The organism is Pseudomonas fluorescens, assembly GCF_902498065.1.
GTDB lineage: Bacteria > Pseudomonadota > Gammaproteobacteria > Pseudomonadales > Pseudomonadaceae > Aquipseudomonas > Aquipseudomonas fluorescens_BJ.
In genome coordinates, this window is sequence record NZ_CABVIR010000010.1 from 34,463 (window position 1) to 59,673 (window position 25,211).

Genomic DNA, 25,211 nt, shown 5'->3' on the forward strand with positions numbered 1-25,211 from the left:
ATCCTCAGGCCTTGATACTGACCAGACTCAACAATTGCCCATCCTTGACCCCGAACTGCGCATCCAGCTCGGTGCCATGGCGCCATTCACTGGAAAGATCCGTCAGTAATCGAAGTCGCACCTCACCGCGCTCGGTCCACTCCAGCACCTCGGCATGCTCGAAGTAGAAGCGCTGCCGAACAATCGGATACAGCGCCTTGAACAGGCTCTCCTTCACCGAAAACGTCAGCGTCACCCGCAGCGCCACTTGATCGCGATGGCCTGCGGTCATGCGCTGTAACTCGGGCGGGGTGAGAATTTCCCCGGCCAGTCGTTCGGCCCGTTCAGGGTTGAGCAGGTTTTCCAGGTCCATCCCCAAGCCACGCCAGTGGGTTTTCTGCGCGACAATCGCCGCCGCCCGGCCGGTGCTGTGGGTGATCGAGCCGCAGATGTGCGCGGGCCAGACCGGTGCCCGGTCTTCGCCAATGGCCGGGATAAAACTCAGCCCTTCCAACTGCTGCAACGCGGCGCGGGCGCAAACCCGGCCTGCGAGAAATTCGGCCTGACGCTTGGCGACCGAACGCTGGATGGTCGCGGGCGGCTCGATGGCGCTGCGTTGAAAGTCATCGACGGCCAGGTGCGAAGGATCGAAGTGCGTGCTCATCAGCACCGTATCGGGCAGCACGAACGGCAGTGGCCAATGGGCGTCGAGTGGGGTGCAGCAGGCGGGTAGGGCGGGGACGGGTTTCATGTCGGGCATTTTGCCGGGTTGCCCTCTGGCTGGGTAGTGCAAAGGTTTGGATCGACGGCGCGGCCATCGCGAGCAGGTCGAATCGTCGCACCGTCGCTCCCACAATTTGAAATGCATTCCAATGTGGGAGCGAGCCTGCTCGCGATGGCCGCGCTGCGGTCTATCGGATCAACCAAATATCTTTTTGAAAAACGCCTGCATATCCGCCCACGATTTTTCATCCGCCGCTTTGTTGTAACCAATATCCGGTCCGCCATGATCGCCATGGCCCAAGCGATCCGCATCCGGATTACTGAACCCGTGTTTGGCGCCTTCGAGGCTGACGAATTGATAGTCCGCCCCGGCCTTGTCCATCTCGCGCTTGAACGCCGCAACGTTCTCCGCCGTCACCATGCTGTCCAGCGCACCATGCTCCACCAGGACTTTCGCTTTAACGCTGCCCGGCGTCGCCGGTGTCTTGGTCGCCAGCGCCCCGTGGAAACTCACCACACCCGCCAGCGGCAAACCCTGACGTGCCGCATTCAGCACCACGCCGCCACCGAAGCAGTAGCCAATCGCGGCGATTTTATCCGGATCGGTTTGCGGTTGTTTTTTCAGCAGATCCAGCCCGGCCTGAAACCGCGCACCGGCAGCGTCGCTGTCTTTCATCGCCGCTTGCATGAAGGCCATGGCGTCCTTGGGATGTTCGGTGTTTTTGCCATCGCCATACATGTCGATGGCCAGGGCGCTGTAGCCCAGACCGGCGAGGTCACGGGCGCGGCGCTTGGCGTAATCGTTGAGGCCCCACCATTCGTGCACCACCACAACGCCAGGGCGAGGGCCTTTAATTGCGTCGTCGTAAGCGTAATACCCGATCAGCTTCGTGCCGTCGGAGCTCTGGTAGGGGATTTCCTGAGACTGGATGGTCGCCTGGCTGAGCCCGCTCACGGCCAGCAAGAATAGGGCAAGGAATACACGCATGGTCGGATCTCCTGCAAAAAGTCGTCAACACAGCCTAGTCGATCTGGTTCAGCTCAGGTTCAGAGTGCGTTCAGGGGGAGTTCAGGGGCCGGTGCGTAATGTAGCGTCGTACCCAAAGCACCTGCGCATGAGGACATTCCCAATGACTGGCTTTAAAAACCTGCTGCTGGCATTCACCGTTTTGAGCGCGAGCACCGCGGCGTTCGCTGCCGACGATAATGTCGCCAGCCTTGCTCTTGGGAAGACCGGCGAGAGACCGAAAAAGTCCCTCGTCCTGCACAGCGTCAGCACCAACGGCGTGGTCAGTCATGACAGCGCCTGGAGTGCGCAGCTCGGCCAACCAAACCACCAGACCGATTACTGCGCCACTTACGCCAACGTGTCGGTCTCTCACAATGGCATTAAACTCCGTCAGGAGGACCTCATGGGCCGCTATGATCTGTCTTGAACTACGCCGTTGCACCTCAGCAGAGGTTGATTTGCCCGGGAGAGCGTTATGAAATTGCTGGTCGTCGAAGATGAAGCGCTGTTGCGCCATCACCTGCAAACCCGCCTGACGGACAGTGGCCACGTGGTCGAGTCCGTGGCTAACGCCGAGGAGGCGCTGTACCAGACCGAGCAGTTCAACCATGACCTGGCGGTGATCGACCTCGGCCTGCCGGGCATGGGCGGGCTCGACCTGATCCGTCAACTGCGCTCCCGGGGCAAGACCTTCCCGATCCTGATCCTCACCGCGCGCGGCAACTGGCAGGACAAGGTCGAAGGCCTCGCCGCCGGCGCCGACGATTATGTGGTCAAGCCGTTCCAGTTCGAAGAGCTGGACGCGCGGCTGAATGCCTTGCTGCGTCGCTCCAGCGGTTTCACCCAGTCGACCATCGTCGCCGGGCCGTTGCTGCTGGACCTCAATCGCAAACAGGCGTCCCTCGATGAACAACCTCTGGCGCTGACCGCGTACGAGTACCGAATCCTCGAATACCTGATGCGCCATCACCAGCAAGTGGTGGCCAAGGACCGCTTGATGGAGCAGCTCTACCCGGATGACGATGAGCGCGATCCGAACGTGATCGAAGTGCTGGTCGGCCGTCTGCGCCGCAAACTCGAGGGGCCTGCCGGTTTCAAGCCGATCGACACCGTGCGTGGCCTTGGCTACCTGTTCAATGAGCGCTGCACTTGATTCGTTCGCTTCGTGTCCGTTTGATGCTCGCCGCCACGATCCTGGCGGTGTTGTTCATGCTGGCGTTGCTGCCGGCCATGCAGGGCGCGTTCAGCCTCGCGTTGCAGGATTCCATCGAGCAGCGCCTGGCGTCGGACGTCACCACACTGATCTCCGCCGCCCGGGTCGAGGGCAACCACCTGCAGATGCCGGCGCAGCTGCCCGATGAGCGCTTCAACCTCACCGACAGCCGTTTGCTCGGCTACATCTACGACCGTGAAGGTCACCTGGTCTGGCGCTCGAAGGGTACCCAGCAAGAGAACATCAACTACACACCGCGTTACGACGGGCGCGGTAACGAGTTCGCGAGGATCCGCGAAGCCAACGGTCAGGAATTCTTCGTCTATGACGTCGAAGTCAAACTGCTCGGCGGCAAAAGCGCGGCGTTCAGCATCGTTGCGCTGCAACCGGTGCGCGAGTACGAAGTTACCCTCGAAGGGCTGAGGGAAAATCTCTATCTGGGTTTCGGTGCCGCTTTACTGGTGCTGCTGGCGTTGCTGTGGATTGGTCTGACCTGGGGCTTGCAGGCATTGCGCCGGCTCAGTCAGGAACTCGACGAAATCGAAAGCGGCACCCGCGAAAGCCTCAGCGAACAGCACCCGCGTGAACTGTTGCGCCTGACCGGCTCGCTCAACCGCTTGCTGCACAGCGAGCGCGAACAGCGCAGCCGCTATCGCGATTCCCTCGACGACCTGGCCCACAGCCTGAAAACCCCGTTGGCCGTGTTGCAAGGCGTCAGCGAAGACATGGCGCAGCGCCCGGCGGATCGCGATCAGGCCTGGCTGCTGCAAACCCAGATCGAGCGCATGAGCCAACAGATCAGCTATCAATTGCAGCGCGCCAGCCTGCGCAAAAGCGGCCTGGTGCGTCATCAGGTGCGGCTGCGGCCGGTGCTGCAAAGCCTCTGCGATACGCTGGACAAGGTCTACCGCGACAAGCGCGTACGGGTGGCCTTCGATCTGCCGGAGCAATGCTACGTGCCGATCGAGCAGGGCGCCTTGCTGGAAATGCTGGGCAACCTGCTGGAAAACGCTTATCGCCTGTGCCTCGGTGAAGTGCGCATCAGCGTGCGCGAAACCCTCAGCGGCGTCGAGTTGTGCGTCGAGGATGACGGGCCGGGTGTGCCGCCGGATCAGCGTGCGCGGATTCTGCAGCGCGGCGAACGGCTGGACCGTCAGCATCCGGGGCAGGGCATCGGGTTGGCGGTGGTCAAGGACATCATCGAGAGTTACAACGCGAAGCTGACCCTGGGCGATTCGCCGATGGGGGGCGCGGCGTTCCGGATTCATTTTCCGGTGGTTTGATCTGAATTCTTTAGCGTTCGTTCGGGCCCCATCGCGGGCAAGCCCGCTCCCACAGGGATCTCTGCGGACACAATATTTGTGAACGACGATACAACCTGTGGGAGCGGGCTTGCCCGCGATGAGGCCAGCAGATTCACTACAAAAAATCAGCTCTCTTGAGCGCGATAAGCGCCCGGTGTCAGGCCGGTCCACTTCTTGAACGCCCGGTGAAACGCCGAAGGCTCGGAAAACCCCAACTGTTCAGCGATCTGTTGCAACGACAGGTCCGCACGCCCCAAGTGATAAATCGCAATATCCCGGCGCAACTGATCCTTCAACTCCTGAAAACTCGAACCCTCTTCGCGCAAATGCCGGCGCAGCGTCTGCGGGCTGATGTGCAGGTGCGCAGCCACCGCTTCCAGGTCTGGCCAGCGCGCACTGTCGCGGCTGAGCAAGCGGCGCAACTGGCTGCTCAGGCTGTCGCCGTCATCCGGGCGTGACAGCAGGTCGGCGGGGGAGCGTTCGAGGAAATGCTTGAGGGTCCGCTCGTCCTGCAACAGCGGCATGTTCAGGTAGCGACTGTGGAACAGCAGGCTGCTCTGCGACGCGCAAAACTCCATCGGGCAGGGGAACAGCAACTCGTATTCGGCGCCGTGCTCGGGCCTCGGGTAGCTGAAGGTGGCCTGTTCCAGACGAATGCGCTGGCCGATCAGCCAACTGCCGAGGCGATGCCAGACCATCAACTGGCTTTCGGTGAGGAAATGGTCCGGGTCCTGAAACTTGGAATCGTCCAGGCTCAGGCGGATCATTTCGTCTTCGCGGGTCAGGGTCAGACGCGGCCCACCGGGGAATAGGCTGTAAAACAATAAGCCGCGATGCAGCGCCTTCTCCAGATTGCGGCAGTGAATCACGGCGTGGCACATCATCGCGAAGCTGCCGGTTTTGCTCGGGACCGGCCCGAAGCCGAGGTATTCGTCGTCGAGTGCCAGCCACAATCCCTGGATCAAACGGGTGAACTGCTCAGGCGCAATGCGCGCACGCGGTTCTTCCAGCAACTCGGGGCTGATCCCGAGTTGTTGCAACAGGTTTGAACAGTCATGACCCAGCCGACGCGCGCCACCGAGGGCGGCACGGGCGAAATGACTGGCAATGGTGCGTTCGCGCATAGAAGGCAGGTCCGTCTATTGAACGACGGATGGTAGTCGTCGGGGCCGGCAATGGACAAGGCGGATATCCGCCAAATTGCAGGACGAGGTCGGTCGGATGGGCGGAAATCCGCCACCGTTTTGTAAGGCGTCCATGGCACGGTGAACCTGTAACCCCTGATGTCAAAAGGCTCGCAGGGGATTTGGCGAAGGTGGCACGCCGCTTGCGATACAACGAGCAGATGCCTGCCGTCGCGCAGCTCGAAAAAACAAATCCCTCCAGTGCAGGAGGGTTCGCAATTCAGGTGTCATGGGCAACAGATGGATGTTGTCACCGGGCACTCTTGAGGAACTTTGCAATGACGACTCGTCAGCCAATATACAAATCCCTGTATTTCCAGGTGATCGTTGCCATCGCCATCGGCATCCTGCTTGGTCACTTCTACCCGCAGACCGGTGTGGCCCTCAAGCCGCTGGGTGACGGGTTCATCAAACTGATCAAAATGGTCATCGCGCCAATCATCTTCTGTACGGTCGTCAGCGGTATCGCTGGCATGCAGAACATGAAATCGGTGGGCAAGACCGGCGGCTATGCGCTGCTGTACTTCGAAATTGTTTCCACCATCGCGCTGTTGATCGGCCTGGTCGTGGTTAACGTCGTGCAACCGGGAGCCGGCATGCACATCGACGTGACCACCCTGGATACCAGCAAAATTGCTGGCTTCATCTCGGCCGGTAAAGACCAGAGCATCGTCGCCTTTATCCTTAACGTGATCCCGAACACCATCGTCGGCGCATTCGCCAACGGCGACATCCTGCAAGTGCTGATGTTCTCGGTGATCTTCGGTTTCGCCCTGCATCGCCTGGGTGCTTACGGCAAGCCGGTGCTGGATTTCATCGATCGCTTTGCTCACGTGATGTTCAACATCATCAACATGATCATGAAGCTGGCGCCAGTCGGTGCCTTCGGCGCCATGGCGTTCACCATCGGTGCCTACGGTGTCGGCTCGCTGGTGCAGCTGGGTCAGTTGATGATTTGCTTCTACATCACTTGCATCCTGTTTGTGGTGTTGGTGCTGGGCGCCATCTGCCGCGCGCACGGTTTCAGTGTGCTGAAGCTGATCCGCTACATCCGTGAAGAACTGCTGATCGTACTGGGCACTTCCTCCTCGGAATCCGCTCTGCCGCGCATGCTGATCAAAATGGAACGCCTGGGTGCACAGAAATCCGTTGTCGGCCTCGTGATCCCGACCGGCTACTCGTTCAACCTCGACGGTACTTCGATCTACCTGACCATGGCCGCTGTGTTCATCGCTCAGGCGACTGATACCCCGATGGATCTCACTCACCAGATCACATTGCTGCTGGTGCTGCTGCTGTCCTCCAAAGGTGCGGCCGGTGTGACCGGCAGTGGCTTCATCGTGCTGGCGGCCACCTTGTCGGCTGTGGGTACTCTGCCGGTTGCCGGCCTGGCGCTGATCCTTGGTATCGACCGCTTCATGTCCGAAGCCCGTGCACTGACCAACCTCGTTGGTAACGCTGTTGCGACCCTGGTCGTGGCCAAGTGGGTGAAAGAGCTGGATGAAGACAAGCTGCAAGTAGAGCTGGCTTCCGGTGGTCGCGGTATCTCCGACACTCGTGAAGAAGACGACCTGGGTGTGGCCGAAGGCCCAACCCCAAGCAACGTCAAGTAATACGCGTTGTCATGAAAAAACCCGCTTCGGCGGGTTTTTTCTTGCCTGGAGTTTGAGCGTAACGGTCACAGTTGCTGACACATCAGGTGATTGCTGCAATGCGATTGGCTGCCTAGGCTGGAGGCATCGCACTGGAGATCACACATGCTCGGTCCACTGGCATCACTCAAGGTTCTGGATTTCTCGACATTGTTGCCGGGGCCGTTCGCCTCGCTGTTGTTGGCTGACATGGGCGCCGAGGTACTGCGCATCGAATCGCCGACCCGCATGGACCTGTTGGGCGTGCTGCCACCCCATGATCAAGGCGTGTCGGCCAGCCATGCGTACCTCAATCGCAACAAGCGCAGCCTGGCGCTGGACCTCAAACAGCCTGAGGCGCTGGCGGTGATCAAGCAGCTGTTGCAGGACTACGACATCGTCCTGGAGCAATTCCGCCCCGGCGTAATGGACCGTCTGGGCCTGGGCTATGAAGCGCTGAAGGCGATCAACCCGAAGTTGATCTACGTGTCGATCACCGGTTACGGGCAAACCGGCCCCTACGCGCATCGCGCCGGCCACGACATCAATTACCTGGCGCTGGCGGGTCTGGCGAGCTACACCGGCCGCGCCGATAACGGCCCGCTGCCCTTGGGCATGCAGGTGGCGGATGTCGCCGGAGGTTCGTTGCACGGGGTGATTGGCTTGCTGGCGGCGGTGATCGCCCGCCAGCAAAGCGGGGTGGGGCAGCATCTGGATGTGAGCATGACTGACTGTGCGTTCAGCTTGAACGCCATGGCCGGTGCCGGGTACCTGGCCTGCGGCGATGAACCGGGTCGGGAGGACCAGATGCTCAATGGCGGCAGCTTCTACGACTATTACCGTTCGCGGGATGGCCGCTGGTTGTCGGTTGGCAGTCTGGAACCGCCGTTCATGAAGCAACTGTGCACGGCGCTGGGTCTGGAGGAGTTGGCGACGCTGGGCCTGTCGCCTCAGCCCGCCCAGCGAAAGAAGCTCAAGGACGCGCTGCAGACTGAATTCGAGAAGCACGACTTTGCCGAATTGTGTGCGCTGTTTGCCGAACTCGATGCGTGTGTCGAACCGGTGTTGACCTTGGGTGAGGCGGTTCGGCATCCGCAGTTGCAGGCGCGGGAATTGGTGACCGATGTGCCGCGAGGGGATGGCACGAGCCAGGCGCAGATGGCGTGTCCGTTGAAGTTCTCGGACGGGTTGCCCGAGCCTCGGCATATTGGTGCGGCGCTGGGGCAGCATACGGATCAGGTGTTGGGGGAGTTGGGGTTTGGTGTCGAGCGGATTGAGGAACTGAGGCGTGCCAAAGTGATTCTCTAGTGCCTGTCAGGCCGCCATCGCCAGCAGGCTGGCTCCCACAATGGATCTATGGCGTATCGATGATCCCTGTGGGAGCCAGCCTGCTGGCGATAAGGTCGGCCCAAACACCACAAATCCAGCTACTCGACCCGCATCTCCCCACTGAACACCAACGTGCTGCGGCATCGACGACACAAATACCGCCGCCCCTGCCGCACCAAACCATGGCGCTGCGCCGAAAACGGAAAATCACTGTCAGCACACGGGCATTTGTAGATGTAGCGCGTCACGCTGCGGCGTTTGACGTCGTAGGTGTGGCAGCGATTGGGCGGCAGTTCGTACACGCCCCGCATGATCAGTTGCCACTCTTCGCCGTGGGGCTGGATGCGATCGCCAAACAGCTGATGAGCGATCAGGTGCGCGACTTCATGGGCGACGGTCTGCTTGAGGAAGTCTTCAGTGTTTTCGCGGTACAGCTGCGGATTGAAGCGCAGCAGGTTCTCGTGCAAATGCGCGACACCGGCTTTTTGCCCGCGCAGCTTGAGGCTCACCACGGGGCGTTTGAAGGTTCGTTTGAAAAAGGATTCGGCTAGTTGGAAACAGTCTTCGACGCGGGTATTGAGTGGCTCGGGCATGCTTGATGGATCTCCAGAGACGTCGAGTATGCCGCAACGCTCGGGCCTTGCGAATCGCTCAGGCGCCGAATGGTCGTTACCTCCACATTGAAAGGCCGCCTTGCGGCGGCCTGTATTGGCAGATCTTGTTTTTGGGTGGAGAGCGTGACTAATTCGTGTAGACCGGCCCCACGCCGAGTCCCCAGACAATAACCGTGAACGCCATGATGGCAACCAGTACCACCAGACCGACGGCGAGCACCGAACTTGAAAACAGGAATCCCTCGTCAGATGGAATGTTCATGAAAGTCGGAAGCCCCACATACAGCAGGTACACCGTGTAGCAAATGGCCGCCGTTCCGACGACCATCCCCAGCCACATGTGTGGGTACAGCGCCGCCAGACCGCCAATGAACAGCGGGGTCGCGGTATAGGTCGCAAACGCAACGCATCGGGCCAGACTCGGGTTGGCGTCATAGGTGCGGGCCATCCAGTGGATGAACGCGCCCATCACGGCAACGCCGCCGAGCATCGCCACGTACGACATGATCGTCATCCATAGCGCGCTTTCCTGCGTCAGCATCACCGGCGCCCGGCTGCCGATCACCCAGCCGACCTGCGTGGTGCCGATAAACGCCGACACGGCGGGGATCGCCGCCAGAATCAGCGTGTGGGTCAGGTACATGTGGCTGATGCTTTCCTCTTGGTCGCCACGGATTTCTTTCCATTCCTGGTCGGGGTGGGTGAAGAGCCCCACTACGTGATGGATCATGCCAGTCACTCCTCTTGTTTTTACCGTCGCCCCCCAGTGGAGCGCCTACAGGCCAAAGTGGCCACGTAAGAAAGGTCTGGATATGTGTGCGACCTTATGTCGCAGTATAGAAAGGTCTTAACCACGCAGGTGATAGGGGCTTAGAGCAAATCGCGCTGTAAACAAACCTGTTAATCGCCACAGGGACTGTAGGCGACAATCCCTGCGGGAGCGGGTACTTCGCCGACGCCGGGTTTTTGCGTAAAATGCCGGCCTTTCGTCACACCTCACGGATTCCGCGTCATGGGCACTCTCACGGTCAACCAGAACAAACTGCAAAAGCGCCTTCGCCGACAGGCCGGCGAGGCTGTTGCCGATTTCAACATGATTGAAGACGGCGACAAGGTCATGGTCTGCCTGTCCGGTGGCAAGGACAGCTACACCATGCTCGACGTGCTCCTGCACTTGCAGAAGGTCGCCCCGATCAAGTTCGAGATCGTGGCCGTGAACATGGACCAGAAGCAGCCGGGTTTCCCTGAAGACGTGCTGCCGGCTTATCTGAAAACCTTGGGCGTCGAGTATCACATCGTCGAGAAAGACACCTACTCGGTGGTCAAGGAACTGATCCCGGAAGGCAAGACCACCTGCTCGCTGTGCTCACGCCTGCGTCGCGGCACGCTCTACACCTTCGCCGATGAAATCGGCGCGACCAAAATGGCCCTCGGTCACCACCGTGACGACATCGTCGAAACGTTTTTCCTCAACATGTTCTTCAACGGCTCGCTCAAAGCCATGCCGCCGAAACTGCGTGCCGACGACGGCCGCAACGTGGTGATCCGTCCGTTGGCCTACTGCAACGAAAAAGACATTCAGGCCTACTCGGACCTCAAGCAATTCCCGATCATCCCGTGCAACCTCTGCGGTTCCCAGGAAAACCTGCAGCGTCAGGTGGTCAAGGACATGCTGCAAGAGTGGGAGCGCAAGACGCCGGGCCGTACCGAAAGCATTTTCCGCAGCTTGCAGAACGTGATCCCGTCGCAATTGGCGGACCGCAACCTGTTCGACTTCACCAACCTCAAGATCGATGAAACGGCGGCTTCGCGCTTCGTCAATGTTGTAAACCTCTAAACGCAATCACTGTGGGAGCCAGCCTGCTGGCGAGAGCGGTGGGGCAGACGTTGACTGTCCCGCCGCCATCGTCAGCAGGCGGGCTCCCACAAGTGGTCTATTTACTTACTCGTCAGGAGAGGGCATGCGCGATTACAAGTGGCTGCACGAATACTGTCTGAACCGCTTCGGTTCCGCAGCTGAACTGGAAGCCCATCTGCCCGTTCCCAAGACCCCGGCGCAATTGCGCAAGATCAGCGACGACCGCTACCTCTCGACCATGGCGCTGCGCGTGTTCCGCGCCGGGCTCAAACACAGCCTGGTGGACGCCAAGTGGCCGGCCTTCGAAGAAGTGTTCTTCAAGTTCGACCCGGAAAAAGTCGTGCTGATGAGCGCCGAACACCTTGAACGCCTGATGCAGGACGCGCGGATCATCCGCCACCTGGGCAAGCTCAAGAGCGTGCCGCGCAACGCGCAGTTCATCCTGGACGTAGCCCACGAGCAGGGCAGTTTCGGCGCATTGATCGCCGATTGGCCGGTGACCGATATCGTCGGCTTGTGGACCTACCTGAAAAAACGCGGCCATCAATTGGGCGGGTTATCGGCACCGCGCTTCTTGCGCATGGTCGGCAAGGACACGTTTGTGCCGAGCTATGACGTGGTGGCGGCCTTGAATGCGCAGAAGGTCGTCGACAAAGTGCCGACCAGCCTGCGAGATCTGGCCACGGTGCAGGGCGTGTTCAACCAGTGGCATGAGGAAAGCGGCGGGCGGCCGATGAGCCAGATCTCGATGATGCTGGCGTACACCGCCAATCATTGAAACCGAGTTTTTCCAATCGCGAGCAGGCTGGCTCCCACATTGGATCTGTGGCGTACACAAATCCCCTGTGGGAGCTAGCCTGCTAGCGATTGCAATCTGTCAGGCGGCGGAGATCTCGCCCTCGCCAGCCAATTTGCGATTCAACTGAAACCGCCACCGCACATACAACAGTGCCGAGCAGAACACCGCCAGGCTCGCGCCCATTTCCAGCAAACCAAACAGCTGTCGGTTCGGGTCGTACGCCGCCAGTGCCCCCTTGATGAAATACAGGTTCACCACAAAACACATCCACGAATGCCCGCGTGCGCTGCCGACAATCATCCCCGGCGCCAGCAACAGCAACGGCACCAGTTCGATCAGCAGAATCACCCACGGCCGCGCACCGTGCAGGTCGGCGACCACCAGGTAATAGGCGCAGAGCAATCCCACCAGGCCGAAGTAGCACAGCAGGCTGATGACGCGCATCGCCCGAACCCGTGGTTCGAGCCATTCGATGGAAGGCAGAATCTTCGGCTTTTTCGCCATCTCAGCTCACCAACTTTTGTGCAGTCTTCGCCAGCCGCAGACCCAAGGCCCGGCACAGCGCCACTTCATGTTCATTCAAACCGAGTTTGCCATCGGCGCCAGCGTGATGACTGGCGCCATACGGCGTACCGCCGCCACGGGTTTCCAGCAACGCCGACTCGCTGTACGGCAGGCCGGTGATCAGCATGCCGTGGTGCAGCAACGGCAGCATCATCGACAACAGCGTGGTTTCCTGACCGCCGTGCAGGCTCGCGGTGGAGGTGAACACGCCGGCCGGCTTGCCGACGAGGGCGCCGGTCAGCCACAGGTTGCTGGTGCCGTCGAGGAAATACTTGAGCGGCGCCGCCATGTTGCCGAAGCGCGTCGGACTGCCGAGTGCCAGGCCCGCGCAGTTCTTCAGGTCGTCGAGGCTGGCGTACAGCGCGCCTTCGTCCGGGATGTCCGGCGACACCGCTTCGCATTCGGTAGAGATCGCCGGCACGGTGCGCAGGCGCGCTTCCATCCCGGACTGCTCGACGCCGCGGGCAATCTGCCGCGCCATTTCATTGGTCGAGCCGCTGCGGCTGTAATACAGAACCAGAATGTACGGTGCGCTCACGGCAGCAACTCCAGCACGTTCTCCGGCGGACGGCCGATGACGGCTTTGTCGCCAACTTCGAGAATTGGTCGCTCCATCAGTTTCGGGTGCGCAGCGATGGCGGCGATCAATTGCGCCTCGCTCAGGCTGGCGTCGGCGAGGTTGAGGGTTTTGTACTCGTCCTCACCGGTGCGCAGCAATTGCCGGGCGCCGATACCGAGTTTACTCAGCAGGCCCTGGAGTTGCGCGGCGTTCAGCGGCGTCTCCAGGTAGCGCACCACGGTCGGGGTCAGGCCACGGGCTTCAAGCAGTTCGAGCGCACCGCGGGATTTCGAGCAGCGCGGGTTGTGGTAAAGCGTCAGATCGGTCATGTGCGGGTCGCATCTTGCGTAAGGTGGCGGCTATTCTAACTGTGCAGCGCGTAATCCAGAACCTTGGGAGGCGATGGGTCGCAGGCGCATTCAATTTTTAACAAGGATCACGACATGACAAGGCGACTGGCAGCGGCATTGGCGATCATCGGTTCGCTGATGCTGGGGGGCTGCGGCAACGACTATGGCATTGATCAGAACGGCCATAAAGTCGCCGCCGAGCGTCTGGACAAACAATGGCTGGTGCTCAATTACTGGGCCGAATGGTGCGGCCCGTGCCGGACCGAAATCCCGGAATTGAACGGGCTGGCCGAACAGCTGAAGAACAAGAAGATCGGCGTGTTCGGGGTCAATTTCGACAACGTGCAGGGTGAAGAGCTGAAAAGCGCCAGTGAGAAACTGGGCATCAAGTTCACGGTATTGGCTTCGGATCCGGCGGAGTTGTTCGAACTGCCGCGCAGCGAGGCATTGCCGGTGACGTACATCATCGACAACAAGGGCAAGGTGCGGGAACAGTTGATGGGTGAACAGACGGCGGCGGGGGTGATGGCGAAGCTTGAGGCGTTAAAAGCGACTAATTGATACGCGGACCTGTAGGAGCCGGCAAGCCGGCTCCTACAAAGGGTTAACCCTCTTCAAGCCACCAACGCAACGGCTTGCCTTGCACCGGCCAGAAGCGCATCTGCTCGATCGGCGACACATCCCAGCGCTGCACGTTTTCCAGGGCCTGGAGGAAGCGCTTTTCCTGTTCCATCAACGCCGGCGCGCACAGTTTGCGAGTGCTGCCGACCTTGCCGAAACTCAGCCTGTCGCCTTCGAGCGTGTACGGTGCAAACCAGTGGTTGCAGCCGCCGTTGCCGTAGGCCCGGCCGTCTTCGCCGAGGGTGATGGTCAGGTGGCTGTAATCCATCAGCGGGCGTTCGCCGATCCATTCCAGGATGTAGCTGCGGTTCTGCTGCAATTGGACCGGCTCGGCGGCGCAGCCCAGCAGGCTGGCACCGACCATCGCGGTCAGAGCAAGGCGTTTCATCACGCAGGCTCCTGGCATTTCGGGCACAGGTGCTTTTCGCCGATGGCGGTCCAGCCCAACTCGGCGATTCGCGCGGTGGCGGCAGGTTTTTCAGCCTTGTTACCCAGTTTGGCATCGACCGCGAACTCAAAGCTCAGCTCTTTGGCGCAGCTGTCGCAGTTGACTTTCCAGGTATGGATCGCCAGTTCACCGAACACCGGACCACTGGCCACCGCGACCCATTGCCCGGGTGGGTTGATCAAATGGCGAACGGTTTCGACGGTCAGGCGCATGGACAAGTCCTTGCTGCCTTTAAGGGTCACTACCAGCACGTCGTTGTTACGAATCGAGCCGCCGTTGCCGGTGACTTGATAACGCCCCGGCACAAGGGCGCGGCATTCGGTGAGGGTGTGTTGCGGGTTCATCAGGCTATAGCGGAAATCGTGTTCGACCATGGGTCCTCCAAATATGCGCGGTATGCTAGCACGGGCCTGCACGCAGCATGGCGCGAGCAGATGACCTTCGATCAGGTTCAAATGACCTGGGGACTCATGGCAAACTGCCGCTTTTGCATTTCTAAGGATTGGACATGGCGTTAATCGAATGTTTTGAGTGCAAGCAACGCATCAGCTCAACAGCGCCTGCCTGTATTCATTGCGGTGCGCCGGCAGGAACGGCGCACGCGGCCACTTCGACGCAGGCTCCGCTTTCTTTCGGGCGGTTACCGAGCAATGAAAGCGTGCCCAGGGTGACTCCGGCCGCGTTCGGGCGTAAACGCAAGACCGATGTCGAGACTCAGGTTACTGCGCCGACGCTCAATGGTCCGCGTCCAGTAGAACTCTGGCTGAAACTGATGATTTTCTTTCTGCCGCCGTTCTTTGTCTGGTTCCTGCTGCGTCGCGGGCATTCAGTGGGACAGCGTTTGCTAGGCTTCGGTTGGCTGGCCTTGATGATCCTTTTGTCCAAGGCCTGATCCGGTCAGACGTCGATCTGATTCTGCGGCGTACCGGCTGCCCAGGCTGCGATGTTTTGCAGCGTCGTCGCGGCGATCGCGCCCAAGGCTTCACGGGTCAGGAAGGCCTGGTGCGCGGTGACGATCACATTCGGGAAGGTCAGCAGGCGCGCCAGCACATCGTCCTGCAGGGGCAGGTCGGAACGATCCTCGAAAAACAGCTGCGCCTCTTCTTCATAGACATCCAGTCCCAGATAACCGAGTTGGCCGTCCTTCAGCGCGTCGATCAGCGCCGGCGTGTCCACCAGGCCGCCGCGACCGGTGTTGATCAACATGGCGCCGGCTTGCATGTGCGCCAGTGATTCTCGGTTGATCAGGTGTTTGCTGTGCTCATTGAGCGGGCAATGCAGGCTGATGATCTGCGACTCGGCCAGCAGCTCGGGCAAACTCAGATAACGTGCGCCGAGGGCTTCGACCTGCGGATTGGGGTAAGGGTCGTAGGCCAGTAGCTGACAGCCGAAACCGTTCATGATTTTCGCGAAGGTCGCGCCGATCTGTCCGGTGCCGACCACGCCGACAGTCTTGCCCACCAGGTCGAAACCCGTCAGCCCGTGGAGGCTGAAGTCGCCTTCGCGAGTGCGGTTGTAGGCGCGGTGCAGATGTCGATTGAGCGCCAGGATCAACGCCACTGCGTGCTCGGCCACCGCGTGGGGGGAGTAGGCCGGAACCCGTACGACCGACAACCCCAGACGCTTCGCTACTGCCAGGTCGACATGGTTGTACCCGGCCGATCGCAGGGCAATCAGGCGTGTGCCGCCCGCCGCCAGGCGTTCGAGCACCGGGGCGCTGAGGTCGTCATTGATGAAGGCACAGACCACTTCGTGATGGTCCGCCAGTGCTACCGTGTCGACGCTTAGTCGCGCCGATTGAAAGTGCAGCTCGATGCCGGCGGGGAGGTCGGCGCCGAGAAAACTCTCGCGGTCGTAGGTCTGGCTGCTGAAAAGAATCGTACGCATATTTTTCTCCTTGCCCCGATCCTGTGGGAGCTGGCAAGCCAGCTCCTACAGGGATTGCGGTGAGACTAGCGCTGATGGTGATCAGTGCCATTGCGTTGCATCAAGCATTTATACGGGCATGCGCGGCCAGGCGATTGATGGCCCGGTCGAGGTCTTCCAAGGCCCGGGGAGCTTTCGGGTCCTGTTGCTTGAGCAGGGTTTCGCTGCGTTGGCAGGCCGCGCGCAGCTGCGGCACGCCGCAATAACGGGTAGCGCCGTGCAGGCGATGCACCCGTTCGATCAAGGCATTGTGGTCGTTGGTCTCCCGGGCCACGCGGATCGCTTCGCGGTCGGCCTCCAGCGATGCCAACAGCATCGCCAGCATGTCCGCTGCCAGATCCGCCTTGCCCGCCGCCAGCCGCAACCCTTCTTCGTGATCCAGCACCTGCAACTCGTGGCTGCCACCGTGACTGTCGCTGGAACGCTCGGGTCCCTGATTGCGCAGCGCCAGGCCGGTCCACTTCAACACCACCTGCGCCAATTGCCGCTCGCTGATTGGTTTGGTCAGGTAATCGTCCATGCCACTTTGCAGCAGTGCGCGTTTTTCGTTGGCCATCGCGTGAGCGGTCAGCGCCACGATCGGCAGCGGCGTGCAATGCCGTTCGCTTTCCCACTGGCGAATGGTTTCGGTGGTCTGGCGCCCGTCCATGCCGGGCATCTGCACGTCCATCAACACCAGATCGAAGGTCTCGGTCTGCACCGCTTTGACGGCGGCATATCCGCTTTCCACCGCAAGCACCTTGGCGCCGAGGTCTTCGAGCAGGGTTTGCACCAGCAACAGATTGGCCGGGTTGTCGTCGACGCAGAGTACCTTCGGCGCACGGCTGGACACCGGCTCGCCAGGGTCGCTGCGCAGTTGACGCGGATTGACCAGATCAGACAAGGCCCGGCGCAGCTTGCGCGTGCAGGCCGGTTTGGCCTGGAGCTGGCTGTGCGGGTTCGGCACCGAGAGGTGGAACAGCGTCTGTTCGGTGGTCGGGCACAGCACCAGCACTTTGCAGCCAAGGTGCTCCAGGTCCCAGATGTGCTGGTTGAGGCGCTCCGGCGGCATGTCGTTGCTGGTGATGCCGAGCACGGCGAGGTCGATCGCCTGATCGGTCTGATGCGCGCCGGTCACGCCATTGGTCAGGCTTTCCAGGGTATTGAACGGTGTGACTTCCAGGCCACAGTCTTCCAGTTGATGCTGCAACGCCTGACGGGCCAGTTCGTGGTTTTCCAGCACCGCGACCCGGCGTCCGAGCAACGGCGGGCCGGGCAGGTCTTCGGCATCGTCACGGGTTTTGGGCAGGCTCAGGCTGATCCAGAATTCCGAGCCTTCGCCCGGCGTGCTGTCGACACCGATCTCGCCGCCCATCTGTTCGATCAGACGCTTGGAAATCACCAATCCCAAACCAGTGCCGCCGGGTTGCCGGGACAGCGAGTTGTCGGCCTGGCTGAAGGCCTGGAACAACGCGCGTACGTCCTCGTTCGACAGGCCGATGCCGGTGTCCTGAATGCTGATGCGCAGTTGCACGCTGTCTTCGTGTTCTTCTTCGAGCATGGCGCGGGCGACGATGGTGCCTTCGCGGGTGAACTTGATCGCGTTGCTCACCAGGTTGGTGAGAATCTGCTTCAGTCGCAGCGGATCGCCGACCAGCGACAGCGGCGTATCGCGATAGACCAGGCTCACCAGCTCCAGTTGTTTGGCGTGGGCGGCCGGGGCGAGGATGGTCAGAGTGTCCTGGAGCAAATCGCGCAGGTTGAACGGAATATGGTCGAGCACCAGTTTTCCGGCCTCGATTTTCGAGAAGTCGAGGATCTCGTTGATGATCCCCAGCAGGCTGTCGGCGGATTTCTCGATGGTGCCCAGGTAATCGAGCTGGCGCGGGGTCAGCTCGCTTTTTTGCAGCAGGTGGGTGAAACCGAGAATGCCGTTGAGCGGCGTGCGGATTTCATGGCTCATGTTGGCAAGGAATTCGGATTTGATCCGGCTCGCTTCCAGGGCTTCTTTACGCGCCAGGTCCAGTTCGATGTTCTGGATTTCGATGGTTTCCAGATTCTGGCGCACGTCTTCGGTGGCCTGGTCGATGCTGTGTTGCAATTCTTCCTGGGCGTTTTGCAAAGTGCCGGCCATGCGGTTGATGCCGGACGCCAGTTCATCCAGCTCCTGACTGCCGAGCGGCGGCAGGCGGGTCTCCAGGTGACCGTCCTTGAGCTGTGCCACCGCTTGCTTGATCTGGCTCAGCGGCCGATTGATCGTACGGCCCATGCGCAATGCCAGCAGCGCCGCGCCGGCGAGCCCCGCGCCGATCAACAGCAGGCTGGCGAACAGGCTGCGATAACCGCGCAGCAGCATGCCGTTGTGAGAAAGTTCGAGTTCGACCCAGCCCAGCAGGCGGTCAGCTTCATCGGGTATCAGGTCACCGGCCATGTTGCGGTGTTTGCCGAACACCGGCAGCAGATAACGCGTCGCATCGTTGCCGCTACGGCGCAGCATCTGCGAACCATTGCCCAACGGCGCCGGATTGAGCATGGTCGGGCCGGCATGCGCCAGTGACGCGCGGTCCGGGGCGAGGAACGTCACCGCGCGCACGTCGGGCGTTTCCAGCGATTGGGTGGCAATGCGCTCCAGCAGTTCAGTGTCCTTGTGGCTCATGGCCGGCGCGACAAGGGGCGCGAGCTGTTCGGCGATCATTTCGCCACGCTGCATGAGTTGGGTTTGCAGGTCGGATTGCTGCATCCAGGTGAAATAGCCGCCCAGCACCAGGGCCATCAGGCTGGTCGGAAGCAAGGTCAGCAACAGCACGCGGCCTTTTATTCCCAGTTTCTTGAGCACGCATCTCTCCTGCATCCAGCCATTTAAGAACCTGCACGTACATCCGGTACACGCCACTTGCGCAGTGTAGCGATTTGCTTGCGGGCAATCCTCGTAAAATTGATGTCGTCATTCGTCGGGCAGTCCATCGCTTTTACGTGGCCGGCAAACCTTGGGTTGCCCACGGCGAGGCAATCTTGAATAATCGCCAACTGAGAATTATTTGCAGATACTCATGACTCCCATCTCTGTTGGCCATCCCCGAATCCTCTCCATCGAAGACGACCTGGTGCTTGGTGCTTATGTGCACGAGCAACTGGGCCGCAACGGGTTCCAGGTGACCTGGTGCCAAAACGGCCAGGAAGGCCTGGCGATGGCTCGTGAGCAAGCCTTCGATGTGGTGCTGATGGACATTCTGCTGCCGGGCATGAACGGACTGAACGTGCTGACTCAATTGCGCCAGAGCCATTCAACCCCGGTGGTGCTGATGTCGGCGCTGGGCGCCGAAGCTGATCGCATCAGCGGTTTCCGCCTCGGCGCCGACGATTATCTGCCCAAGCCCTTCAGCATGGCCGAGTTGCGCGTGCGCATCGAAGCGATCCTGCGGCGCGTGGCACTGGATCGTCGCCCCGCACCCGCGCCGGTTGCCCTGGCGGCGGACAGTCTGCGTTTCGACGATGAATGCGCCGAGGTGTTCTATGGCGAACACGCCGCCGGCCTGACCCGCAGCGAGTACCGGTTGCTGGAGACCCTCCACCGCAACGGCGATGAGGTGCTGAGCAAAGCCTTCCTTTATCAGCACGTGCTGCAACGGGGCTACGCGGCTCACGACCGCAGCCTCGACATGCACATCAGTCAGATCCGTCGCAAGCTCAAGGCCATCGGCTACAGCGAGCGGGAAGTGCGCACGGTGTGGGGCAAAGGCTATGTCTTGAGCGCTGATCATGAAGTGGTCTGACCTGCCGGGCAGGCATTCGCTGTTCTGGAAACTCGCCTGCCTGCTGGTGGCATTCTGTCTGCTGATGATCTGGCTGAGCTGGTCCTGGGGCCGCTACATGGAGGAGCGCAACCAGTTCCTGTCGGACGAGGCCCGAGGCACACTGACGGGGTATGCCGCCGAAGCCGAACAGGCGTGGCAGCAGGGGCAAAGTGCAGGCGTCGATGCCTGGCTGCAGGAGATGCGACAACGCGAAGCGGGCTGGGTGGGCGTGATTGGCGGGGATCTACAGTCGTTGAGCAGCTACGCGCTGACGGACCCGGAAATCCAGCACCTGACTTTTCTGCGCGGCCTGGACTGGCCCATTCACAAAAAACGCCTGCCGTGGCTGCGCGTGCCGTTTCCCGGCGACTCATCCGCCGGCAGCCTGGTGATCGAACTGCCCCAGCGATTCATGCCGGGGCGCTACCGCGTGTTCTGGCGTGTGATCACCAACGGCGTGATTCCCGGATTGTTCACTTTGCTGTTGTGTGTCGGGCTGTATCGATTGCTGGTGGTGCCCCTCAATCAATTGCGCGAGCAGGCCAATGCATGGCGCGCCGACCAATTGGGCGTGCGCCTGTCGAGCCGCACGACCAATCGTTCCGATGAACTGGGTGAGCTGGGCCGCGCGTTCGATCACATGTCCGAGCGCCTGCAAAGCACGGTGGCCCTGCAGCAACAACTGCTGCGCGACCTGTCCCACGAATTGCGCACACCCTTGAGCCGTTTGCGCGTGGCGAGCGAGGGCGAGCAAAGCCTGACGCAACTACGCGAACGCATTGGCCGCGAAGTCGATGGCATGCAACGCTTGGTCGAAGACACGCTGCAACTGGCCTGGCTCGACACCGAGCGCACGCCCTTGCCCGACGAGGCGATCCAGATCCAGGCGCTGTGGGAAATGCTCACGGAAAACGCCTGCTATGAAAGTTGTTGTCCCACCGACCAATTGCAGTGTGCAGTGGATTCATCCAGCTGGGTGCGCGGCAATCTCAACACGCTGGCTCAGGCCCTGGAAAACATCCTGCGCAATGCCATTCGCCATTCACCGAAGGGTGGGATTGTGCGTCTGGATGGACGGCGCGACGGTGATTACTGGCACCTGTGGCTCGAGGACGAGGGGGGTGGGGTGGCGGAAGAGGATCTGGAGCGGATCTTCTCGCCCTTCACCCGGCTTGATGGTTCGCGCCCCGGAAATGGTGGGTTCGGGTTGGGGTTGAGCATTGCGCGGAACGCGGTGCAGCGGCAGGGCGGGCGGCTTTGGGCGGAGAACAGCGGGGCCGGGTTGCGGCTGAATATGCGGTTATTGGCTGATGATGGTGTTGTCAGTGATGACGCCATCGCGGGCAAGCCCGCTCCCACAGTGGATGTGTGTCGGCCACAGTTTGTTTGAACAATCCCCGCACCCTGTGGGAGCGGGCTTGCCCGCGAAGAGGCCCTTCGGGTCACCCTCACGAAAAAGTTTCACCGCTGGTGAGGCAATTATCCTGGTCGCACATTCCAGGCCTTGAATGTCACCTTTTTGAGGTGAAAGAGCAGTGTGAGTGGGTGTTCTTAGTTATATGTCGGAAGTGTCCTACGTGACGAGATGTTCTTGTGTAAGAAGTTTCTGAAAATAATTAAAAGTCTCAAGACTTTGTTGGGTGTGTCGATATTCAGCTTGTGGCTTTAACTCAAGAGGAATAATCAATGAGTGTGATAATAAAAACGCCCGCCTTATCGAAGCAGGCTGATGCCTACGTTATTAAAAATCCGTACGAGACAACCAATGTGCACACGATAACGGATGCCAGGGACGCTGCGGGGGTATTGAAACTGAGGAGTGACGCTATAATTGACAATTTAAAAAATTTTATTAAAGGGTTTGATTTTACATCGATAAGCACTAATGAGCTTGCCAGGGTTGGGTCTGAACTCTATGCGAGTGAGTTGATAGATAATCATGTGGCGAGCCATTTTATATCCGGCAATATGGCTTATGATCAGTATGGTCGCCAGACTGAAAAAGATGTCAAATTTAATGCGATTGCGCTGTTCAATCAAAAGTTAGGTGATAACAAGGATTACGCCAGCAGTTGGCCCATGTACGCTCACCAAGAGTCATTCAAGGAGGTGACGAGGGCCTTGCTGGGGGCTAATCAAGTCATCAATGCACTCTCCTATTTTTCCCGATCAACTAGGAATGATTTGTCAATTAGCATTCAGGCCTGAATCACCGGCATCCGAAATATTTTTTGGACGCCGGTACTTTGTTGGCTATCGATTATAGCGGGTGGTTCCAGAATATTGTCTGTCGACCGTTAGAGTGTTGGAGTGGCGGATTCTGTAAGTTCCCAGAGGGCCAAGCACAGAGGCAGTATTGCCAGTGCCACCGGCGACCGTCCTCCAGGTTGATCCAGTTAATCTTTCAATATACAAATCCGGGGGAGAACCCGAGCCTACAGCAGTAATAGTGGAAGAGATGTTGGCTTGCCGGCATCCGTTTGCGCCGGTAATGGTAAAAGGCCCTTGGGCAATGACGTCGGAGCTGGCGGATACCGTGCCATTGTAGGTATTCCGAATACTGGTGCATGCTGCCGAAGCTTGACTCGCAAGGATCAGCCCTGCGAAAGAAAACGCAATAAGGACTTTCATAGAGACGCTCGTTGGAAAATTAGTAGGTTGTGCGGTAGCGGCGCAATGCGTGTTCCGCATGACAAAAGACTATCGATGATGCCCCTTACCCACCAGTTCACGCCGGCCACCAAGCCTTGAGTGAAACGTCCGAGCAAGGCGTCCTTAAAGACCGATTTTTTTTTGAGAAAAAGAGTTTTTCCTACCTGTGTGATGCCCTTGTCTGAAAGGCGATGCTTGCAATCAGGCGATTGCACATCTCGCGCCCCTTATTCCCATAAGCCATAAGCACCGCACTTTGCGTGATATGGCCTTCCAACGTTTGCCGGTATGATAGGCGCCCCCGCAGTCTGGATTGCGAATACGCCATGACCTTGCAGTACCCAACCATCGCCGATTGCGTCGGCAACACTCCGCTGGTCCGTTTGCAGCGCCTGCCCGGCGCCACCAGCAACACCCTTTTGCTCAAGCTCGAAGGGAACAACCCGGCGGGTTCGGTCAAGGACCGTCCGGCGCTGTCGATGATTACCCGCGCCGAGTTGCGCGGGCAGATCCACGTCGGCGATACGCTGATCGAAGCGACCTCGGGCAACACCGGGATCGCCCTGGCGATGGCCGCCGCGATCAAGGGTTACAAGATGATCCTGATCATGCCGGACAACTCCAGCGCCGAGCGCAAGGCCGCGATGACGGCCTATGGCGCCGAGCTGATTCTGGTCACCCAGGAAGAAGGTATGGAAGGCGCCCGCGACCTCGCTCAGCGAATGGAAGCCGAAGGCCGTGGCAAGGTGCTGGACCAGTTCGCCAACGGCGATAACCCGGAAGCGCACTACACCACCACCGGCCCGGAAATCTGGCGTCAGACCGAGGGCACCATCACCCATTTCGTCAGTTCGATGGGCACCACGGGCACCATCATGGGCGTGTCGCGCTATTTGAAAGAGCAGAGCGACACCGTGCAGATCGTTGGCCTGCAACCGATGGAAGGCTCGGCGATTCCGGGCATCCGTCGCTGGCCGCAGGAATACCTGCCGAAAATTTACCAGGCCGATCGCGTGGACCGGATCGTCGACATGGCGCAAAGCGAAGCCGAGGACGTGACTCGTCGTCTGGCCCGCGAAGAAGGCATCTTCTGTGGCGTGTCCTCGGGCGGTGCCGTGGCAGCGATGCTGCGCCTGTCCAAAGAAGTTGAAAACGCGGTGATCGTCGCGATCATCTGCGACCGTGGCGACCGTTACTTGTCGACCGGCATTTTCGACGCGCCCAACTGATGGCCAAGCACGAGAGAGGCCTGCGCTTCCAGCCCACCGGCGGCAGCAAGGCCCCGCAAATTCCGACCGGCAAAAAGCAGCGCCTGACCATCGAGCGTCTGGCCAATGACGGTCGCGGTATCGCGTTTTTCGAAGGTCGGACCTGGTTCGTCCTCGGCGCATTGGCCGGTGAAGAAGTCGAGGCGCGCGTGTTGGGTGCCCACGGCAAAGTGGTCGAGGCGCGCACCGAACGGGTGTTCCAGGCCAGCGAATTGCGTCGCCCGGCGCCGTGCCCGCATGCCGGTCGCTGTGGTGGCTGCAGTGTTCAGCACCTGCCTCACACCGAACAACTCGCCCTGAAACAGCGCATGCTCGCCGAGCAATTGTCCAAGGTCGCCGGTGTCGAACCCGAAGAATGGGCAGCGCCGTTGAGCGGTCCGGAGTTCGCTTACCGTCGCCGCGCCCGTGTAGCGGTGCGCTGGGACATGAAAGCGAAAAAGCTCGAAGTCGGTTTCCGTGCGGCGGGCAGTCAGGACATCGTTGCAATCAATGAATGCCCGGTGCTGGTACAACCCTTGCAGCCGATCATGACCCGCTTGCCGGAGATGTTGCGGCGCTTGAGCAAACCTCAGGCGCTGGGGCATGTGGAATTGTTCAGCGGTTCGTCGCTGGCGGTGTTGCTGCGGCACATGGCGCCGTTGTCCGAATCCGACCTGACGATCCTGAAAGATTTTTGTGCATTCCATGAAGCTCAATTGTGGCTGCATGGCGAGGGCGAACCGCAACCGGTCGAGGCCGATCAGTCATTGGGCTATCGCCTTGAACAGTGGGATTTGAACCTGGCGTACCGGCCGGGAGATTTCATTCAGGTCAACGCGGCGGTCAACGAAGCGATGGTCGCCCAAGCGCTGGACTGGCTGAAGCCGAACGCGGATGAACGCGTTCTCGATCTATTCTGTGGGCTGGGTAACTTTGCCTTGCCGCTGGCCAAAGCGGTTCGCGAAGTGGTGGCGGTCGAAGGTGTGCAGGCGATGGTCGAGCGGGCAGCCGCGAACGCCGCTAGCAACAATCTGCATAATGCGGCGTTTTTTCAGGCCGATTTATCCCAGCCTTTGACCGATGCCGAATGGGCGCGCGAAGGCTTTTGTGCGGTACTCTTGGACCCACCGCGTGACGGTGCTTTCGAGGTGGTGCGCAAGCTCAAGGCCCTGGGCGCCGAACGATTGGTGTATGTGTCGTGCAACCCTGCAACTCTGGCGCGCGACACGGTCGAATTGATCAAGCAGGGCTACCGGTTAAAACGTGCCGGGATTCTCGATATGTTTCCTCAGACGGCACATGTCGAGGCCATGGCGTTATTTGAAGCGAGCTAGGAAGGCTCGTCTGGTCCGACTGGCCGGCCCGTGCAGCCGCGTACCAGCCCGATGTGGGCTCATGGGCAACGAAGGTCAGCGATTTGACGCATTG

Annotated in this window: 26 protein-coding genes; 14 read left to right on the forward strand and 12 right to left on the reverse strand. The window is 60.2% G+C overall.

Annotated features, from left to right (window positions below; translation table 11 throughout):
- Window positions 1–4: 4 nt before the first annotated feature.
- Together F8N43_RS26695 and F8N43_RS26700 are read right to left on the reverse strand one after the other, a co-directional pair.
- Entirely contained in the window at window positions 5–730 is a 726-nt protein-coding gene (locus tag F8N43_RS26695) for a 4'-phosphopantetheinyl transferase family protein (protein ID WP_224787860.1), read from the reverse strand.
- A gap of 168 nt (window positions 731–898) precedes the next feature.
- Window positions 899–1,690: a dienelactone hydrolase family protein gene (locus tag F8N43_RS26700; RefSeq protein WP_150636107.1), complete on the reverse strand. Its 792-nt coding sequence runs from the start codon at window positions 1,688–1,690 to the stop codon at window positions 899–901.
- A gap of 142 nt (window positions 1,691–1,832) precedes the next feature.
- On the opposite strand from F8N43_RS26700, the gene F8N43_RS26705 reads away from it, so the two are divergent.
- From F8N43_RS26705 to F8N43_RS26715, 3 genes are read left to right on the forward strand one after another with little or no spacing between them, the layout of a single operon-like run.
- Window positions 1,833–2,138 (forward strand): hypothetical protein, encoded by a 306-nt coding sequence (locus tag F8N43_RS26705; RefSeq protein ID WP_150633344.1) that lies wholly within the window; start codon window positions 1,833–1,835, stop codon window positions 2,136–2,138.
- Window positions 2,139–2,186: 48 nt separating this feature from the next.
- Window positions 2,187–2,864 carry a response regulator gene (locus F8N43_RS26710; RefSeq protein WP_008029360.1) on the forward strand — a complete coding sequence of 226 codons (678 nt, stop codon included), beginning with the start codon at window positions 2,187–2,189 and terminating at the stop codon, window positions 2,862–2,864.
- Complete coding sequence (locus F8N43_RS26715; RefSeq protein WP_150636105.1) at window positions 2,861–4,207, forward strand: ATP-binding protein; 1,347 nt, start codon at window positions 2,861–2,863, stop codon at window positions 4,205–4,207. The genes F8N43_RS26710 and F8N43_RS26715 overlap by 4 nt, the downstream gene beginning before the upstream one ends.
- Window positions 4,208–4,353: 146 nt before the next feature.
- Here F8N43_RS26715 and F8N43_RS26720 read toward each other — a convergent pair whose 3' ends face one another.
- Window positions 4,354–5,352, reverse strand: a complete 999-nt coding sequence (locus F8N43_RS26720; RefSeq protein ID WP_150633346.1) for an AraC family transcriptional regulator — start codon at window positions 5,350–5,352, stop codon at window positions 4,354–4,356.
- Between the two features lie 338 nt (window positions 5,353–5,690).
- Here F8N43_RS26720 and F8N43_RS26725 point away from each other — a divergent pair, with 338 nt between their 5' ends.
- Window positions 5,691–7,025, forward strand: a complete 1,335-nt coding sequence (locus tag F8N43_RS26725) for a dicarboxylate/amino acid:cation symporter (protein WP_150633347.1) — start codon at window positions 5,691–5,693, stop codon at window positions 7,023–7,025.
- A gap of 144 nt (window positions 7,026–7,169) precedes the next feature.
- Window positions 7,170–8,351 carry a CaiB/BaiF CoA transferase family protein gene (locus tag F8N43_RS26730; RefSeq protein ID WP_150654592.1) on the forward strand — a complete coding sequence of 394 codons (1,182 nt, stop codon included), beginning with the start codon at window positions 7,170–7,172 and terminating at the stop codon, window positions 8,349–8,351.
- 119 nt (window positions 8,352–8,470) lie between these two features.
- Here F8N43_RS26730 and F8N43_RS26735 read toward each other — a convergent pair whose 3' ends face one another.
- Entirely contained in the window at window positions 8,471–8,965 is a 495-nt protein-coding gene (locus tag F8N43_RS26735) for a SprT family zinc-dependent metalloprotease (RefSeq protein ID WP_150633349.1), read from the reverse strand.
- Window positions 8,966–9,113: 148 nt separating this feature from the next.
- On the reverse strand, window positions 9,114–9,716 hold the full coding sequence (locus tag F8N43_RS26740; protein WP_150633350.1) for a Yip1 family protein: 603 nt from the start codon (window positions 9,714–9,716) through the stop codon (window positions 9,114–9,116).
- A gap of 282 nt (window positions 9,717–9,998) precedes the next feature.
- Between F8N43_RS26740 and ttcA the strand changes: the two genes are divergently transcribed.
- Window positions 9,999–10,823 (forward strand): tRNA 2-thiocytidine(32) synthetase TtcA, encoded by an 825-nt coding sequence (gene ttcA / locus F8N43_RS26745; RefSeq protein ID WP_150636103.1) that lies wholly within the window; start codon window positions 9,999–10,001, stop codon window positions 10,821–10,823.
- Between the two features lie 124 nt (window positions 10,824–10,947).
- Complete coding sequence (locus tag F8N43_RS26750) at window positions 10,948–11,622, forward strand: DNA-3-methyladenine glycosylase I (protein ID WP_150633352.1); 675 nt, start codon at window positions 10,948–10,950, stop codon at window positions 11,620–11,622.
- Window positions 11,623–11,721: 99 nt separating this feature from the next.
- Here F8N43_RS26750 and F8N43_RS26755 read toward each other — a convergent pair whose 3' ends face one another.
- From F8N43_RS26755 to arsC, 3 genes are read right to left on the reverse strand one after another with little or no spacing between them, the layout of a single operon-like run.
- Complete coding sequence (locus F8N43_RS26755) at window positions 11,722–12,147, reverse strand: DUF2069 domain-containing protein (protein WP_150636099.1); 426 nt, start codon at window positions 12,145–12,147, stop codon at window positions 11,722–11,724.
- Window position 12,148: 1 nt separating this feature from the next.
- A complete protein-coding gene (wrbA, locus tag F8N43_RS26760) occupies window positions 12,149–12,745 on the reverse strand; it encodes an NAD(P)H:quinone oxidoreductase (protein ID WP_150634163.1) in 597 nt (198 codons plus the stop codon).
- Entirely contained in the window at window positions 12,742–13,095 is a 354-nt protein-coding gene (arsC, locus tag F8N43_RS26765) for an arsenate reductase (glutaredoxin) (protein ID WP_150634162.1), read from the reverse strand. Before arsC ends, wrbA begins: the two co-directional genes overlap by 4 nt.
- 114 nt (window positions 13,096–13,209) lie before the next feature.
- On the opposite strand from arsC, the gene F8N43_RS26770 reads away from it, so the two are divergent.
- Window positions 13,210–13,677: a TlpA disulfide reductase family protein gene (locus F8N43_RS26770; RefSeq protein ID WP_150634161.1), complete on the forward strand. Its 468-nt coding sequence runs from the start codon at window positions 13,210–13,212 to the stop codon at window positions 13,675–13,677.
- Window positions 13,678–13,720: 43 nt separating this feature from the next.
- On the opposite strand, the gene F8N43_RS26775 is transcribed toward F8N43_RS26770, so the two are convergent.
- Both F8N43_RS26775 and F8N43_RS26780 read right to left on the reverse strand, forming a co-directional pair.
- Entirely contained in the window at window positions 13,721–14,125 is a 405-nt protein-coding gene (locus tag F8N43_RS26775) for an META domain-containing protein (protein WP_150634160.1), read from the reverse strand.
- Window positions 14,125–14,559, reverse strand: coding sequence for a hypothetical protein (locus F8N43_RS26780; RefSeq protein WP_150634159.1), 435 nt, complete (start codon window positions 14,557–14,559; stop codon window positions 14,125–14,127). Before F8N43_RS26780 ends, F8N43_RS26775 begins: the two co-directional genes overlap by 1 nt.
- Before the next feature lie 134 nt (window positions 14,560–14,693).
- On the opposite strand from F8N43_RS26780, the gene F8N43_RS26785 reads away from it, so the two are divergent.
- Window positions 14,694–15,077 (forward strand): hypothetical protein, encoded by a 384-nt coding sequence (locus F8N43_RS26785; RefSeq protein ID WP_150634158.1) that lies wholly within the window; start codon window positions 14,694–14,696, stop codon window positions 15,075–15,077.
- Between the two features lie 5 nt (window positions 15,078–15,082).
- Here the strand turns inward: F8N43_RS26785 and F8N43_RS26790 are convergent, their stop codons facing one another.
- Together F8N43_RS26790 and F8N43_RS26795 are read right to left on the reverse strand one after the other, a co-directional pair.
- Window positions 15,083–16,072, reverse strand: coding sequence for a 2-hydroxyacid dehydrogenase (locus F8N43_RS26790; RefSeq protein WP_150634157.1), 990 nt, complete (start codon window positions 16,070–16,072; stop codon window positions 15,083–15,085).
- Between the two features lie 100 nt (window positions 16,073–16,172).
- Window positions 16,173–18,926, reverse strand: a complete 2,754-nt coding sequence (locus F8N43_RS26795) for a response regulator (RefSeq protein ID WP_150654593.1) — start codon at window positions 18,924–18,926, stop codon at window positions 16,173–16,175.
- Between the two features lie 214 nt (window positions 18,927–19,140).
- Here F8N43_RS26795 and F8N43_RS26800 point away from each other — a divergent pair, with 214 nt between their 5' ends.
- From F8N43_RS26800 to rlmD, 5 genes are all read left to right on the forward strand, one after another.
- Entirely contained in the window at window positions 19,141–19,863 is a 723-nt protein-coding gene (locus F8N43_RS26800) for a response regulator transcription factor (protein WP_150634155.1), read from the forward strand.
- A complete protein-coding gene (locus F8N43_RS26805; protein WP_150654594.1) occupies window positions 19,850–21,274 on the forward strand; it encodes a sensor histidine kinase in 1,425 nt (474 codons plus the stop codon). Before F8N43_RS26800 ends, F8N43_RS26805 begins: the two co-directional genes overlap by 14 nt.
- A 296-nt stretch (window positions 21,275–21,570) precedes the next feature.
- Window positions 21,571–22,092 (forward strand): hypothetical protein, encoded by a 522-nt coding sequence (locus tag F8N43_RS26810; protein WP_150654595.1) that lies wholly within the window; start codon window positions 21,571–21,573, stop codon window positions 22,090–22,092.
- Window positions 22,093–22,862: 770 nt separating this feature from the next.
- Complete coding sequence (gene cysM / locus F8N43_RS26815; RefSeq protein ID WP_150636076.1) at window positions 22,863–23,765, forward strand: cysteine synthase CysM; 903 nt, start codon at window positions 22,863–22,865, stop codon at window positions 23,763–23,765.
- On the forward strand, window positions 23,765–25,117 hold the full coding sequence (gene rlmD / locus F8N43_RS26820; RefSeq protein WP_150654596.1) for a 23S rRNA (uracil(1939)-C(5))-methyltransferase RlmD: 1,353 nt from the start codon (window positions 23,765–23,767) through the stop codon (window positions 25,115–25,117). The genes cysM and rlmD overlap by 1 nt, the downstream gene beginning before the upstream one ends.
- Window positions 25,118–25,211 lie beyond the last annotated feature (94 nt).